The sequence below is a fragment of the Amycolatopsis rhabdoformis genome (assembly GCF_035918295.1).
GTDB classification, from domain to species: domain Bacteria; phylum Actinomycetota; class Actinomycetes; order Mycobacteriales; family Pseudonocardiaceae; genus Amycolatopsis; species Amycolatopsis rhabdoformis.
The window spans coordinates 8429874-8445053 of sequence record NZ_CP142149.1; the positions used below are offsets into that span (position 1 = coordinate 8429874).

Below are 15180 nucleotides of genomic sequence, written 5' to 3' on the forward strand. Positions count from 1 at the left end.
TGGATACTTACCACCGTAGCGGAGACGCCTCCGAATTTCCAGGGGGACCGGTCCCGGCCACTTCGATCTAGGCTTCGCACCGTGAGCGACGCCGCGCCCCGCGAAGGACGGTTCTTCCCGTTCGCCCAGCACCGCACGATCGAACTCGACTTCCTCGACGACGAACGGCCACAGCGTGAGGCGATCCAGTACGACCTCGCCTACCGCCGCAGCCGGCGCCTGGACGGTCCACTGTGGACCGTCGCGACGGTCGCCGTGATCTGGCTGCTCCTGAGCGTGATGAACGGGCGCGCGCCGATCCCGCTGTGGGTGCCCGTCGCCGTGCTGGTGCTGTGCGCCGTGGGCATCGGCGTGGTCGGGCACCGCACGCGCCGGTGGATACCGCTGATGCGCAAGGCCAACGAGGTGTGGGGCGTGCCCGTGCCGAGCTTCGCGTTCGACGACCTCGCGCTGATCAAGGGCACCATGCAGGGCATCGACGACTTGTTCAACGACGTCTACGGCTACGAACCCGAGGCCATGAGGGCCCTGCGCCAGAACCGCAAGGAGTTCACACGCCTCGACCAGGGGCTGATGCGGCAGCTCAACGACACCCGTCGGGCCTGGGCCGAGTCCACGGAGGCGTGGCACGAGCAGGCACGCCTCTTCCACGGCACCGCCGCCGAGATCGTGGAGTTCGGCGAACGCCTGCGCGCTCAGCTGTGAACGGTCTGCCGCAGCACCTTCCGCAGGATCTTGCCCGCCGCCGACTTCGGGATGGCGTCGATGAACTCCACCTGCCGCACCTTCTTGTACGGCGCCACCCGCTCGGCCACGAACGCCTGCACCCCACCTTCGTCCAGCGAAGGTGACCGCCGCACGACAAACGCCTTCGGCACTTCGCCGGCTTCGGCGTCGGGCACCCCGATCACGGCGGCGTCGGCGATGCCCGGATGCGTGAGCAGCAGTGCTTCGAGCTCGGCCGGCGGGACCTGGAAACCCTTGTACTTGATCAGTTCCTTGAGCCGGTCGACCACGTGGAACACACCGCCGGCGTCGACCGTCACGATGTCGCCGGTGTGCAGGTAGCCCTCGTCGTCGATGGTCGCGGCGGTGGCGGCGGAGTTGTTGAGGTAACCGCGCATCACGTTCGGACCACGCACCCACAGCTCGCCGCGCTCGGCGTCTTCGCCGGTCACGGGGTCGACCACGCGGGCCTCGACGCTCGGCATCAGCAGCCCGATCGAACCGCGGTCGACGTCGGGCCGGTCGACCGGGATGCCGTGGGTGCAGGGGCTGGTCTCGGTGAGGCCGTAACCCTGCAGCACGGTCACGTTCAGCCGCGCGGCCAGCTCGCGCGCGAGGTCGGCGTCGAGCGGCGCGGCCGCGCACATCACCACTTCGACGCAGCTGAGGTCGTAGTCGGTCACGAAGGGCACCTTCGCCAGCGCCAGCGCGATCGGCGGCGCGATGAACAGGTGGTCCACGCGGTGCTCGGCCACCGCGGCGAGGAACCCCTTGAGGTCGAAGCGCGGCATCGTGACCACGGTCGCCCGGTTGAGCAGGCTGATGTTCATGATCCCGTTCATGCCGTAGATGTGGAACAGTGGCAGCACGGCGATCGCGCGTTTGCCGCGGCCCAGCTCGGTGAGCGGCTGCATCTGACTGAGGTTCGCCACGACGTTGCGGTGCGTGAGCAGCACGCCCTTCGGCAGCCCGGTCGTGCCCGAGGAATACGGCAGCACGGCGAGGTCGTCGGCGGTCGGTTCCGGCGGCACGTCGGCGGTGCTCGCGAGCAGCTCGTCGAGCGACGTCAAGCCTTCAGCGCCGTCGAGCACCACGATTTCTTCAACGCGCACGCCCTGCTCCCGTGTGGCGGCGCGCGCGGTGTCGAGGCCGGCCGAAGTGGTGAACAGGATCTTCGCGCCGGCGTCGCGCAGCTGGTGAGCCAGCTCGGCGGCGGTGTTGAGCGGGTTGGCGGGCGAGATCGCGGCGCCCGAGCGCAGCACGCCGTGGAACACCACCGGGTACTCGGCGCAGTTGGGTGCGGCCAGCACCGCCACGTCACCGCGCCCGATCCCGCGCTCGGCCAGCGCGGCGGCCAGCCGCTCTACGGCCGCGGCGAGCTCGCCGTAGGTGAGCTGCCGGCCGCTGCCCACGTCGATCACGGCGGGCCGCGCGGCGTCCTCGGCGGTGAGTGCGCCCAGCAGCAGGCCGGGCAGGGATCCGGTGGGGACCTCGACGTCGGGATAGGTGCTGCGGATGGCCATCGCTCCTCCTGTGCTCCTGGGCGGATCCCCGGTTCAGTGCACGGGCTTCGGTTCCTTGGGCAGGCCGAGCAGCAGGTCACCGACGATGCCGCGCTGGATCTGCGACGAGCCGGCGTAGATCGTGCCGGCGCGGGAGTTGAGGTAGACGCTCGTCCACGACGCGGTGGAGTTCGGCGCGCCGGGATCGTCGGTGTGGTACCAGTTCGGCGACGGCCGGCCCGACGGCGTGAGCGCGTCGAGACCGAGCACGTCGAGCGCGAGCTCCGTGACGACCCGATGGTACTCGCTCCACAGCAGCTTGAAGGCCGCCGCGCGCGGCCCCGGCTCCTCGCCGGCGATCAGCTGCGCGGCCGTGCGAACGCCGTGGCAGCGCAGCTGTTCCACCTGCACGTGGCACCACGCGACGCGGCGCCGGACGTCCGGATCGGTGTCCAGACCGCGCTCGCGCACCAGCTCCACCAGCCGATCGAGCTCGGCGCGGAAGCGGATCGGGGCGTGCAGGGCGGTTTCGCCGCGTTCGAACCCGAGCAAGGTCATCGCCACGGCCCAGCCGTGGTCGACCTCGCCGACCACGAGCTCGCGGTCGGTGGTGGCGTCGGTGAAAAAGACCTCGTTGAAGTCGGTGCCGCCGGTGATGTTGCGGATCGGCCGGATTTCCACACCGGGCTGGTCGAGTGGCACCAGCAGCATGCTGATCCCCTTGTGCGGCGCGGCTTCGCGGTTGGTGCGCGCGAGCACGAACATCCAGTTGGCCAGGTGTGCGCCCGAGGACCACAACTTCTGGCCGTTGAGCCGCCACCGATCGCCGTCGGACTCGGCCCTGAGCGCGAGCGACGCGAGGTCCGAGCCGGCGCCGGGTTCGGAGAAGCCCTGGGCGAACACGTATTCACCGGTCGCGATGCGCGGCAGGAAGCGTTGGCGCAGCTCGGGTTTCGCCCAGCGGAGCATGGTGTTGCCGAGCATGCCGATGCCGAACGCGTCGTTGTCGGAGCCGAACGGGATCCCGGCGGTGGACAGTTCTTCCACGAGCACCACGAGTTCGGCGGGACTGAGACCGGCGCCGCCGTACTCCACCGGCCACGCCGGCGCGACCCAGCCACGCTCGGCGAGGGCGGCGCGGGCGCGCGTGCGGAACTCGGCGTAGGCGTCGCCTTCCAGGCCGCCGATGCCGCGCCAGCCGGGCGGCACGAGGTCGGCGACGAACTCGCGCACCTGCTCGCGAAAGCTGCCCACACGGCCTCCTTTGGTGGTGGTGACCTCAACAGTTGCGTAGATAGACCCGATAGTCAATGCTTCGATCCGGGCCTGGTTTTTCGAGGAGGAGCGATGACGGACGAACTGCGTGAGCTCGCCGAGTCGGCGCGCCGGATGCTCGCCGACGCCGCGCGGACCGCACCGCTGCCGCCTTCGTGGGACGCCGTGGGCGCGGGCCTCGACCGGCCGCTGTGGCAGACGTTCGCCGACGCCGGATTGCTCGGGTTGGGCGTGGCCGAGGACCGTGGTGGCTCCGGTGGCGGGGTGCGGGAACTGTGCGTGGTGGCGGAGGAGGTCGGGGCCGCGTTGCCGCGGATTCCTTTCGCTGCCGCGGTTTCGGCTCTTGCCGCGCTGGAAGTTGTGCACACTGTGGACAACTTTGTGGATGGTTCCTCGGTGGCGGTCTCGGCGTGGGAGACCTTTCCGGTGTTCCCGGGGCACCGTTCGCCGTTGCGCCTGGACGGGTCCACTGTGGATGGTGTGCTGCGGGCCGTGCCGTTCGGGCTGGACGCCGATTTTGTGGTGGCGGCCGTCGAGGGCAGGTTCGTGCGGATCGATCTGTCCGCTGCCGGCGTGCGCCGGGAGTCGGTGGGAGCGTTCGACGTGGTCGAGCCCGTGGCGCAGGTGACGCTGACCGGGGCGCCGGTGGTCGAGGTGGCGGCCGACGTGTCGGCTCGGGTGCTGAGCGTGCTCGCGGCCGAGCTGATCGGCACCGGGCAGCGCGCGCTCGACGGCGCGGTGGACTACGCGAAGCAGCGTCGGCAGTTCGGCCGCGCGATCGGCTCGTTCCAGGCGCTCAAACACCTGCTCGCGGACCGCTTCGTGCAGCTCGACGCCGCCCGGCTCCTGGTTTTCGAGGCGGCTTCGGTGGTGGATTCCGGCCGGCCCGGCGCCCTCGCCGCCGCCCGCACGGCGGTGGTGGCCGCTTCCGACGCCGCCGACGCCACGACCCGCGACGCTCTTCAGGCTCACGGCGGCATCGGCTTCACCTGGGAGCACCCTTCGCACGTCTACCTCAAGCACGCCCGCGCGCGCCGCCAGCTGCTCGGCTCGGCGGCCCGGCAGCTCGACGCGGTGGCGGAGCACGTATTCGCGTGACCTCTTGATCGGGTTCGGGTAGTTTTCCGATCCGGAACGAGGGGGAAGATCCATGCGGATTGTCGTGATCGGTGCTGCGCTGCTCATGGCGGCTTTGACGGCGTGCAGCGCCGCGCCGCAGCCGGCGCCCGGGCCCGAGGCGCTGGGGCCGGACGGCTTGCGCGGCCTGGCGCCCGGCGTCACGAAGGCGGCCACGGGCACCACGCTCGCGGCCGAGCCGATGTCGGGCCTGGACGGCTGCAAGTCCTACGCGCTCGCCGGCGGGCCGGCGCCGGACCCGGCGGCGCTCGAGGCCGAGGAGCGAGCCGTCGCGAAGGCCGACGACCTCAACCGCAAGGCGACGGACGCCGACGCGAACGTGTTCGACCCGAGCCTGCACGGCTCGGCCGCCGACTACGCGAAATCGGCCGCCCAGTCGGCCGCGGCGGCCAAGCTGAGCGCCGAGGCCGCAGGCGCCAGCGCCGACGTCGCCGAGCTGCGCGAACAGCGCGCGGCCGAACTCGCGGCAACCGGCGGCGCGGTCTTCGCCGGCGACAAGCTGCGCGCGGTGGTCGCTCCGCCGCAGGTCAAGACACCGGAGGGCGCCGGCGCGGGCACGCCGCTCGCCGACCTGCACCGGCTCTACGACGCCAAGGGCCTCAAGCCGACGCCGGCGGGCCACTTCGCGGTGGCCGTGCCGGGGCACCCGGCGTGGACGTACGACTTCACCGCTGTGGGCCCGAAGGTCACGTACGTCGCGCTCATGGATGCGTCGTTGAAGTGCGGCTGACGGTCCATTCTCGCGGTACGCGAGGACAGTCACGTGCCGTCGACGTCGACTTCGCGGTGGCGCGCGTGGTCTGATCGGCTTCAGTTGTTTTTCACTGGAGGAGCGCGCGTGCCGAGGTTCGAGTTCCCGGGTTCACAGGGCACGCCGCTGGCGGCCCGGCTGGAGCTGCCGGAGGGCGAGCCGAAGGCGTACGCGCTCTTCGCGCACTGCTTCACCTGCAACAAGGACGTGGTCGCCGCGGCGCGGCTGGCGCGCGGCCTCACCGCCGCCGGCGTGGCCGTGCTGCGCTTCGACTTCACCGGCCTCGGCGGCTCCGAGGGCGAATTCGAGAACACCGACTTCAGCTCCAACGTCGGCGACCTCGTCGCGGCCGCCGACCACCTGCGCGAGCAGTACGCGGCACCGCAACTCCTGATCGGCCACTCGCTCGGCGGCGCGGCCGTGCTGGCGGCGCGCCACGCCGTGCCCGAGGTGCGCGCCGTGGCCACCATCGCGGCCCCCGCCGACCCAGGGCACGTGGCCGGTCTGCTGGGTGAGCAGCGCTCGGAGATCGAGCTCAACGGCGAGGCCGAGGTCGTCCTGGCGGGCCGCAAGTTCCGCATCCGCAAGTCCTTCCTGGAGGACATCGCGGCGCAACCGCAGGCCTCGCGCATCCGCGGCCTGAAAGCGGCGCTGCTGGTGATGCACTCACCGGTGGACGCGGAGGTGGGCGTGGAGAACGCCCGCGCCATCTTCGACACGGCACGGCACCCGAAGTCGTTCGTGGCCCTGGACGGCGCGGACCACCTGCTGACGGACCGCGACGACGCGGCCTTCGCGGCGGAGATCCTGGCGGTGTGGGCGAAGCGGTACCTGGCTTGACGGGCGGGGGTTTGTCCCCGGCCCTCCCGAGCCGCGAAAAAGGAAAAGCCCCCACCACCAGGCCATGAGCCAAGCAGCGGGGGCCAGCGCGACACAGCTCAGTCGAGCACGTCACGCCACTTCTCAGCCAGCGAACTCAAGAACGCCGGATCACTCGAAGCCACCTTCGGGAACGAACCCAGCCGCTCGAACGGCCGGCAGGCGTCCACGATCGCCCGGCTGTTGTACGCCGGCGAGCCCTCCACGAAGAGCGGGTCCAGCTTGCTGCCCCAGGTCTGCTTCATGATCTCGATGTCCCGCGACGGGTCGCTGCGGGTGGACATGGCCCAGATGACCTCGTCGGGGTCGGCGGGGTCCACGTCGTCGTCCACCACGACCACGTAGCGGTTCATGTAGGCGGCCGCGGGGCATTGGGCGGCGAGGTAGGCGACCTGGCGGGCGTGGCCCGGGTACTTCTGCTGCAGCGACACCGCGATGAACAGGCGGCCGCCGCCGGATTCGTGGGCCCAGGCCTTCACCACACCCGGCACGCCGGTGGCGGCGAGCTCGTCGTGGATCATCGCGGACTTCATCACGGTGCGCATGTACGAGTAGTCGTGCGGGGGTTTCCCGGGCGGCGCGCCGAGCAGGATCGGGTTGGCGCGGTAGTACATGCGGGTGATGTCGATGGCCAGGTTCGGCCGGCGCTTGCCGGAGTAGTAGCCGGTCCACTCGCCGAACGGGCCTTCGTCACGCTGGTGGTCCGGGCGCAGCCAGCCCTCGATGGCGATCTCGCTGCCGGCCGGGATGGGCAGGCCGGTGTCGGGGCCGAGGACCACGGGCACGCGCTCGCCGAGCACCGCGCCGGCGTACTCGAGTTCCGAGACGCCGCCGGGGACCTCCGTGCCGCCGAGCACGAGGAGCAGCGGGTCGTGCCCGAAGGACACCGTCACGGGCGCGCGGCCCTCCTTCTCGAACCACGCGCGCACGTTCTGGTCACCGTGCTTGCCCGGCACCATCGCGACCGTGACGCCGCGGCCCTCGTCCTGCACCTCCATCCGGTAGCACCCACCGTTGTGGACGCCCGTCTCCGGATCGGAGGTCACCACGAAACAGCCGGTGCCGATGAACCGGCCGCCGTCGTCGGCGTGCCAGCGCGGCACCGGGAAGTCGAGCAGGTTCACGTCGGGACCCTCGACGACGTTGGCCAGCAGCGGCGCGTCCGTGACCGGCAGCACCGGGAAGTCCCGGGCCGCCGAAGCCCACTTGCCCGGCTTGCCCCGCAGCGCGTCCACCACGCCCACGGAGTCCAGGTCCTCACCGAGCCGCAGCGTGCGCCCCAGGCGGCGCGGTGAACCGGTGCTGCCGGTGAGCACGCGCAGGCCGTTCGCGTACCCGGAGATGTCGTCGAACAGCAACGCCGGCGGCGGGTCCATCCGGTAGCTCAGCTCGGCGATGCCACCGAGCTCGAGGTCCCAGTCGGCACCGCGGACCTCGCGCAGCTCGCCGTAGCCCTTGATCGCGTCGAGGTGCGTCCGCAGGCTGAGCAGCGGTTCGGTCACGCGGCACCACCGAACAGCGTGGGCCACACGTCCGGGCGCTCCAGCAGGCTCAGGTGCCGGGTCTTCTCCAGGATGCGCAGCTGCGCCCCGGAGATCCCCGCAGCCAGCGCCTCCGACATGGCCGGCGGCGTCGCGTAGTCCTCTTCACCCACGAGCACCTGCGTCGGCGCCGTCACGGCGCTGAGCTGACCGCGCGCGTCGAGCCCGCCCAACGCCCGGCAAGCCGCACCGTGGGCCGCCGAGTCCGTCTTGAGGAAGATCTCGCACACGCGCTCGACCTCGTCCGGGTGCGCGGCGAGGTAGGGCGCCGCGAACCACCGGTCCCGCTGGAAGTCCAGCTGCTTCGAGCGCTCCACCGTGGTCGCGCGCTCGGCCCGCTCGGCCCACACGGGCACCGCGTCGTCGCCGTAGTACGCCGTGCCGTCGGCCAGCACGAGCCGGTGCACGAGCTCCGGGCGCGTCGCGGCCAGCGTCAACGCCGTGCTGGCGCCCATCGACAGTCCCACGACGTCGGCGGGCCCGGCGTCCAGCGCCGAGATCACCGCCGCCGCGTCGGCCGCCATGTCGGCCACACCGAACTCGGCACCGTCCCAAGTGGACGCACCGTGCCCGCGCGCATCCGGCGCCAGCACCTGGTGGGTGTCGGCGAAGTACCGCGCCACCGGGTCCCACACCGCGCCGGACAGCGCCAGCGGGTGCAGGAGCAGCAGCGGCCGGCCGGTCGTGCCCGTCCGGTGGACGTGCACGGTGCCCTGCGGGGTTTCGACGTTCACGCGGTGGCCCTCTCGTTCCTGGCGGCCCGGCGCGTGGCCGCGGCCTTGATCGCGGCGTGGATCTCGGAGTACGTGCCGCAGCGGCAGATGTTGCCCTCGAGGTGTTCCACGACCTGCTCGTCGGTCGGCTGCGGGTTCTCGCCCAGCAGCTCGTGGGCCATCATCACGAACCCGGGGATGCAGTACCCGCACTGCATCGCGCGGTTGGCGACGAACTCGTCCACCACCTCGTCGTCGTCCGGCAGGCCGTCGGCGGTGGTGATCTCGGCGCCGTCGAACCGCGCGGCGCGCGAAAGGCACGTCGACACGCTCTTGCCGCCCACCAGCGCCGTGCAGGCACCGCAGGCGCCGACGCCGCAGCCTTCGCGCACGCTCGTGGTGCCGAACTCGCGGCGCAGCACGTCGAGCAGCAGCTCGTCGTCACCGACGCCCAGCTTGCGGCGCAGGCCGTTCACCTTCAGTTCGATTTCCCTCACGACTGCTCCTCCAGCGCGGTCAGGACGCGTTCCGGCGTCAGGGGAAGCGTGGTGATGCGCACGCCGGTCGCGTCGCGCACGGCGTTGGCGATGGCCGGCGCGAGCGGGATGATGGTGGTCTCGCCGACGCCCTTGGCGCCGAACGGGCCCGTGCGGTGCGGGCTTTCGATGATGATCGGCGTGAGCTTGTCCGGCATGTCCTTGATCGAGGGCAGCTGGTAGTCGAGCAGCGTGCCGTTCACGATCTGGCCCTCGTCGAACACCATCTGGTCGAACAGCGCGTGCCCGATGCCCATGATCGCCGCGCCCGAGAGCTGCTGCTCGACCATCGCCGGGTTGATCGCGCGGCCCACGTCACCGGCCACGGCCAGGTGCTCGATGTGGATGCGCCCGGTCGCCGTGTCCACGGTGAGCTGCACCGCGGCCGCCCCGGCGAACCAGTGCTCGGTGACCCGCGGCGAAAGGCCGTTCTCGTGGTCGTACGGCTGCCAGGACGTGCTGAAGTTCGCCTCCGCCGTGAGCGTGGTGCCGCGGGCGCCGAAGTGCCCGTGCAGCAGCTCCGACACGGACACGGTCTCCTGCGTCTGCGCGCTCACGAGGCCGTCGGAGGTGAGCTTGATGTCCGTGGCCTCCACGCCGAAGCGCTCGGCCGCGAGCTCCACGAGCTTGTCGCGCATGTTCTCCGCGGCCAGGCGCACGGCGTTGCCGGTGTGGTAGGTCGAGCGGCTGCCGGCGGTGATCGTGTCGTACGGCGTCACGTCGGTGTCGGCCTGGACCACGCGCACGTCGCCCTCGCCGAGGCAGAGCACCTCGGCCGCGATCTGCGCCATGATCGTGTCGCTGCCCTGGCCCATGTCGATGGTGCTGATCAGCAGCGACGCCGAACCGTCCTGGTTGAGCTGCACCACGGCGTTGGAGATCGTCGGCGTGAGCACGGCCTTCACGCCGACCGCGACCCCGCGGCCGCGCACCAGCGTGCCCTCCTGCTTCACGAACGGCGAGCCCCACTCGATCGCCTCGGTCACGGCGTCCATGCTGCCCAGGAAGTCCGCGCTGTGCATCGGCGTGCCGACGGGCGCGATGTCGCCCTCGCGCAGCATGTTGCGGCGCCGGAACTCCACCGGGTCCTCACCGAGCTGGCGCGCCAGCTCGTCGGCCAGCGACTCGTGCGCCCAGGTCACCTGCGGCACCCCGAACCCGCGGAACGGGCCGGCCGACGGCTTGTTCGTGTACACGCAGCGCGAGCGCACACGCACGTTTTCGACCTTGTACGGACCCGGCGCGACCAGGCCCGACTTGGCCGTGATGCGCGGGCCGACGTCGGCGTAGGCGCCGGTGTCGTAGCGGACGTCCGAAGTGGACGCCACGATCATGCCGTTTTCGTCGGCCGTCATGCTGCCCGCCACCGCACAGCCGTGGCGCGTGGTGAGCAGGAACGCCTCTTCGCGGGTGGCCGTGATCTTCACCGGCAGCTTCTGGGTCCACGCCAGCGCGGCGACCAGCGGCTCCAGCCGGTCGTACATCTTCGCGCCGAAGCTCCCGCCCAGCGGCGCGGTGCGCACGCGCACGCGGTTCAGCGGCAGGTCGAGCAGGTCGGCCAGCGACTGCCGCACGTAGGAGGGCGTCTGCGTGGTCGCCATCAGCTCCAGCCGCTCGCCCTCGCACCACGCGGCCGCGTACGGCAGCTCGATCGGCACGTGGTGCGTCGGCGGGCACCAGAAGTCGTAGGACACCGTGGTGCCGCTGACGCTCGACGGGTCGCCCTTGCGCAGGTTGTACTCGTAGTTCACGTTGGTGTCGCGAATACCGCGCAGGTGCTTGAGGTCACCGAAGACGATGGACGGCTTCAGCTCGTCGTGCACGTACGGCGCGCCCTGCACGGCCTTGTCCACGTCGTGCACCGGCTCGAGCTCGTCGTAGGAGACCTCGATCAGCTCGGCCGCTTCACGCGCCTGCTTGGCGCCGTGCGCGATCACCGCGGCGATCGGCTCGCCGACGTAGCGCACCTTGAGGTGGGCCAGGCACGGCTGGTCGGAGAAGGCCGGCCCGGTCATCAGCCGGTCGCCGAACTCCGCGTAGAGGTCTTCGCCCGTCACCACGGCGACCACACCCTCGGCCGCGAGCGCCTTGCTCGTGTCGATGGCGGTGATCTTCGCGTGCGGGCGCGTGCTGCGGTGCACGGCGACGTCGAGGCACGGCCGCACCGGCTGGTCGGCCGCGTAGCGCAGCTCGCCGCGGACCTTGGCCCGGCCGTCGACACGCGCCCAGCGCTCACCGACGGCGGCGACCGAAGATCGAGACTCGACGGTGGTCATCGCTGCCCTCCTTCCAGGACTTGCGGACGGCTTCTTCCACGGCCACGAGGCCGATGCGCCGCTTGTAATCGGAACTCCCGCGCACGTCGGGAATCGGGTCGATCAGCGGCGTCGCGGCGTCCTTCGCCGCGGTGACCACGTCGTCCACCGACGTGTCGGCCGCCGCTTCGAACTGCAGGAACACCGGCACGTGGCTCAGCGCACCGAGGCCGAGCCGCACGTCGCGCTTGCCGCGCGAGCGCTCCACCACCAGCGCCGCCGCCGAGGCCGCGGGCCAGTCGTTGGCCGCGAGGCTGGAGAGCTTCGCGAAGTGCGCGCCGGCGTCTTCGGGCTGCTTCGGGATCTCGATCGCCGACACCAGTTCGCCGTGCTCCAGCGCGGTCTGCTGGAAGTCGACGAAGAACTCGCGGGCGGGCACCTTGCGCGAGCCGTGGCGCGAGGTGAGCTCCACGGTCGCGTCGAGCACCATCAACGCCGTCGGCGGGTCGAGCCGGTAGTCGCCGTGGGCGATGTTGCCGCCGACGCTCGCGGTGTTGCGCACGCGCGGGTTGGCCACCCGGCTGTAGACCTCGGCCGCGAGCGGCGCCACGCGGCGCACGATCGGGCTGGTCTCCATGCGCCGCAAGGTGACCAGCGGGCCGACGCGCAGCCCCTTCGACGTCTCGGTGATCTCGTCGAGCCCGGTCACCCCGCCGATGTCCACCAGGTCGGTGGCGAACAGCACGCCCTGCTTGAGCAGGATCTGCACGGCCGTGCCGCCGCCGTAGACCATGCTGTCCTCACCGTCGTCGAGGAGCACGCAGGTCTCCTCGAGGGTGGTGGGGTAGTGGTACGCGGTCATTTCTTGCCACCGAACAGCTTGGCGAGCAACCGCTTCCACCACGACTCGCGCACGGGCGCCGCGTCGGACGAAGCACCGCCGGCCGGCGCGGCCGCCTTCTTCTTGGGTGCTTCACGCTTGGCGAGCACGCTCTTCAGCCCCGGGTTGTCCGGTCCGGGCGGGCCCGCGGCGCAGATCTCGGCGAACGAGGCCACGAACTCCCGCTCCACCTCCTGCGAGCGGCGCCGGACGATCGATTCGCCCATCCGGCCGATCTTGCCCCAGATGGCCACGTCCAGGCTGTAGTCCACTTTGGACGAGGACGCGCCGTCGGGCTGCACGCCGAGGCGCGCGTCGATCTTGATCGAGCTGCCGAGCTTGTTGTCCTCGCCCTTGAGGAGGGCTTTGACCTCTTCGGGCTCGGTTAGCTGCGTGATCTCGGCGGAGAACCCGGCGCTGAACTTCACGTGGGCGATCTCGTTGACCAGCTTGCCGCGGTAGTGCGTCTCGTCCTCGCGGACGAGCTCGGCGGCGCCGGGAATGGCGACCCGCATCGTGTCGGGGTCGAGGAAATGGGCGAACACGCGTTTGTGGTCCGCGGGGACGACAAAGGAGGATCCTAGCTTCATATGACCACCATAGAGGACTTAGTGTCTGCTCCACAGGACGTTAACACGGTCCTGGCGAGTCCGGAAAGGGCTCGGCTACCGTGCGCTGAAGCAGAATGGCGAGGGGTGACGGATCATGAGCGATGTTCCGGCAGTGCTGAATGCGGTGCGGCTCCTGGAGCGGATTGCCCGCGATTGGCCCGAACCGGTGTCCTCCGGGGCGCTGATCGAGGAGCTGGGGCTCAATCGGAGCACCGCCTACAACATCCTCGGCACGCTGCAGCGGGCCGGCTGGACCGCCACGCGCGGCGACCGCGGCGGCTGGACGCTCGGGCCGCGGCTGTTGTCGATGTCACGTGTTTCCGAGGACTGGATGACCGACATCGTGCAGCAGGAGCTCGATTCGCTGAGCCAACGCACGGGCTTCATCGTGTTCGCCGTGCAGCGCCACGGTGCCGCGGAGTATTCGGTGCTGGCGAAGGGTGACCGCGGCAAGGGGGTGCGGATCACCGTGGGGATCGGCGACACCTTCCCCTTCTCCGCGCCCGCGATCATGCGCGCGTTCTACGCCTGGGAGGACCCGGCCAACGTCGAGCGGCTCGCGGAGCGCTACGGGCTCGAGGGGTTCACCCCCGAGACCGTCACCACGCGTGCTCGCCTGCGTGAGGTGCTCGCGACCACCCGCGAACGCGGCTACAGCACGAGTATCCGGGAGTTCGACCTCGGCCAGTCCGGCGTCGGGGCGCCTGTGTTCGACGCGCAGCGGCGCGTGTCGATGGTCGTGTGCACGCTCGCGTTCTCGTCGGAACTCAATGAATCCACTGTGGATCATCACGGTGAGCTGATCCGCGAATGCGGACTCAGGATCACCGATCGAACCGGAGGTGCGGTGAAAATCGTCGAATAGCTCCGCATCTGCGGAAGTATTCGGATCTTGCCGGGTCAGGCGTTTCTTGACCGCCGTCGACCGGCTCGCTTAATGTGCCGCATGCGGGACTCGATGTCCTCGATACAGGACATCCGGTCCGGCATTTCGCTCTCGATCCGGCCCATGGCGGCCCGGAAAGGAGATGGCCATGAGCGACGTCGCCGTCAAACCCACCTCGTGGACCAAAGCTCTGAACCGCACCCAGTGGCGGTCACTGATCGCCGCGAACCTCGGCTGGCTGTTCGACGGCTTCGAGACCTACGCCCTCATCCTGACCGCGGCCGTGGTGCTCAAGCGCCTCGACCCCGGCGCCCCCGCGAGCCAGGTCGCCTTCCTGACCGGCGCCACGATCGCGGTGACGCTGCTGGGCTGGGGCTTCGGAGGCATCCTCGGGGGCATCTTCGCCGACTACTTCGGCCGGCGCCGGGCGTTGCTCACGTCGATGGTCCTCTACGCGGCGTTCACCGGGCTCACGGCGGTGTCGTGGTCCTGGACGTCGTTCCTGGTCCTGCGCTTCATCACCGGGTTCGCGCTCGGTTCGGAGTGGGGCACGGGCACGTCGCTGGTGGCCGAGACCTGGCCCGCCAACGCACGGGCCAAGGCCGCCGGTCTCATGCAGTGCGGACTCGGGCTCGGCTTCTTCATCGCCTCGGCGTGCTGGCTGTTCATCGCGCCGCTCGGTGCCGACTCGTGGCGCTACATGTTCCTGATCGGGGTGCTGCCGGCGCTGTTCGCGCTGTGGCTGCGCAAGTCGGTGCCCGAGTCGGAGAACTGGAAGAGCGCGCACAAGCGGCGCAAGGAACTGAAAGAACGCAAGGGTGAAAAGCTCACCGAGCACGAGCAGTCGTTCACGCGGCTCACGCTGCGCCAGATCATGGTCGACCCCAAGCTGCGCAAGCTGACCATCCTCGGGTCGCTCATGTCCCTGGTCACCACGCTCGGCTGGTGGGGCATCTCCACCTGGGTGCCCGCGTACGTCGCTTCGCAAGCCACGCACAACGGCGCTTCGGGGCAGTCCTGGGCCAGCGCGGCCGGGATGATCTACAACGCCGGCGCCATCGCCGGGTACATCTCGTTCGGCTTCATCGCCGACCGCTTCGGCCGAAAACCCGCGGTGCTGTTGTTCTTCGGCGCGTCACTGATCCTCACGCCGGTGCTGTTCCTGTGGACGCACAGCCTCGGCCTGATCGTGGTCGTGCTGGTGATCAACGGCTTCTTCACCCTCGGCCAGTACACCTGGATGCCGGTGTGGCTGCCCGAGTTCTACCCGACGCACCTGCGCGCGACCGGCGCGGCGTTCGTCTTCAACGCCGCGCGCTTCATCGCTTTCCTCGGCCCGCTCACCGCGGGCGCGATCATCTCGCAGCTCGGCGGGTACGGCGTCGCCGCCACCGTCGTCGGGCTCATCTACATCCTCGGCCTCGTCGTCGCCCCGTTCTGCCCCGAGACGCGCGGCCAGCAGCTGCCCGACTGACCCTCGTTCCCCCA

General features: G+C 70.5%; 14 protein-coding genes. 6 read left to right on the forward strand and 8 right to left on the reverse strand.

Translation table 11 applies throughout. The features are described 5' to 3' along the window. Positions 1-81: 81 nt before the first annotated feature. Positions 82-705 carry a hypothetical protein gene (locus VSH64_RS39025; RefSeq protein WP_326567766.1) on the forward strand — a complete coding sequence of 208 codons (624 nt, stop codon included), beginning with the start codon at positions 82-84 and terminating at the stop codon, positions 703-705. On the opposite strand, the gene VSH64_RS39030 is transcribed toward VSH64_RS39025, so the two are convergent. Together VSH64_RS39030 and VSH64_RS39035 are read right to left on the reverse strand one after the other, a co-directional pair. Beyond that, entirely contained in the window at positions 696-2249 is a 1554-nt protein-coding gene (locus VSH64_RS39030) for an AMP-binding protein (protein WP_326567767.1), read from the reverse strand. The genes VSH64_RS39025 and VSH64_RS39030 overlap by 10 nt on opposite strands. 33 nt (positions 2250-2282) lie before the next feature. Next, positions 2283-3482, reverse strand: a complete 1200-nt coding sequence (locus VSH64_RS39035) for an acyl-CoA dehydrogenase family protein (RefSeq protein ID WP_326567768.1) — start codon at positions 3480-3482, stop codon at positions 2283-2285. 93 nt (positions 3483-3575) lie between these two features. Here VSH64_RS39035 and VSH64_RS39040 point away from each other — a divergent pair, with 93 nt between their 5' ends. From VSH64_RS39040 to VSH64_RS39050, 3 genes are all read left to right on the forward strand, one after another. Beyond that, a complete protein-coding gene (locus tag VSH64_RS39040; RefSeq protein WP_326567769.1) occupies positions 3576-4601 on the forward strand; it encodes an acyl-CoA dehydrogenase family protein in 1026 nt (341 codons plus the stop codon). 52 nt (positions 4602-4653) lie between these two features. Continuing rightward, the gene (locus VSH64_RS39045) at positions 4654-5370 is read left to right on the forward strand and encodes a hypothetical protein (RefSeq protein ID WP_326567770.1); all 717 of its coding nucleotides are present in this window, start codon (positions 4654-4656) and stop codon (positions 5368-5370) included. Positions 5371-5478: 108 nt separating this feature from the next. Then, positions 5479-6231, forward strand: a complete 753-nt coding sequence (locus tag VSH64_RS39050; RefSeq protein ID WP_326567771.1) for an alpha/beta hydrolase family protein — start codon at positions 5479-5481, stop codon at positions 6229-6231. Positions 6232-6329: 98 nt separating this feature from the next. Here VSH64_RS39050 and VSH64_RS39055 read toward each other — a convergent pair whose 3' ends face one another. Genes VSH64_RS39055 through VSH64_RS39080 form a run of 6 tightly spaced genes read right to left on the reverse strand, consistent with a single transcriptional unit; the run spans position 6330 to position 12785 of the window. Beyond that, positions 6330-7772 (reverse strand): UbiD family decarboxylase, encoded by a 1443-nt coding sequence (locus VSH64_RS39055; protein WP_326567772.1) that lies wholly within the window; start codon positions 7770-7772, stop codon positions 6330-6332. Beyond that, positions 7769-8545 carry an alpha/beta fold hydrolase gene (locus tag VSH64_RS39060; protein ID WP_326567773.1) on the reverse strand — a complete coding sequence of 259 codons (777 nt, stop codon included), beginning with the start codon at positions 8543-8545 and terminating at the stop codon, positions 7769-7771. The genes VSH64_RS39055 and VSH64_RS39060 overlap by 4 nt, the downstream gene beginning before the upstream one ends. Further along, a complete protein-coding gene (locus VSH64_RS39065; protein WP_326567774.1) occupies positions 8542-9021 on the reverse strand; it encodes a (2Fe-2S)-binding protein in 480 nt (159 codons plus the stop codon). Before VSH64_RS39065 ends, VSH64_RS39060 begins: the two co-directional genes overlap by 4 nt. Further along, a complete protein-coding gene (locus tag VSH64_RS39070; protein ID WP_326567775.1) occupies positions 9018-11336 on the reverse strand; it encodes a xanthine dehydrogenase family protein molybdopterin-binding subunit in 2319 nt (772 codons plus the stop codon). Before VSH64_RS39070 ends, VSH64_RS39065 begins: the two co-directional genes overlap by 4 nt. Continuing rightward, positions 11293-12177, reverse strand: a complete 885-nt coding sequence (locus tag VSH64_RS39075) for an FAD binding domain-containing protein (protein ID WP_326567776.1) — start codon at positions 12175-12177, stop codon at positions 11293-11295. The genes VSH64_RS39070 and VSH64_RS39075 overlap by 44 nt, the downstream gene beginning before the upstream one ends. Beyond that, positions 12174-12785, reverse strand: coding sequence for a CoxG family protein (locus tag VSH64_RS39080; protein WP_326567777.1), 612 nt, complete (start codon positions 12783-12785; stop codon positions 12174-12176). The genes VSH64_RS39075 and VSH64_RS39080 overlap by 4 nt, the downstream gene beginning before the upstream one ends. 115 nt (positions 12786-12900) lie before the next feature. Here VSH64_RS39080 and VSH64_RS39085 point away from each other — a divergent pair, with 115 nt between their 5' ends. Both VSH64_RS39085 and VSH64_RS39090 read left to right on the forward strand, forming a co-directional pair. Beyond that, positions 12901-13671, forward strand: a complete 771-nt coding sequence (locus VSH64_RS39085) for an IclR family transcriptional regulator (protein ID WP_326567778.1) — start codon at positions 12901-12903, stop codon at positions 13669-13671. Between the two features lie 169 nt (positions 13672-13840). Then, positions 13841-15166, forward strand: coding sequence for an MFS transporter (locus VSH64_RS39090; RefSeq protein WP_326567779.1), 1326 nt, complete (start codon positions 13841-13843; stop codon positions 15164-15166). The last annotated feature ends 14 nt before the right edge of the window (positions 15167-15180 follow it).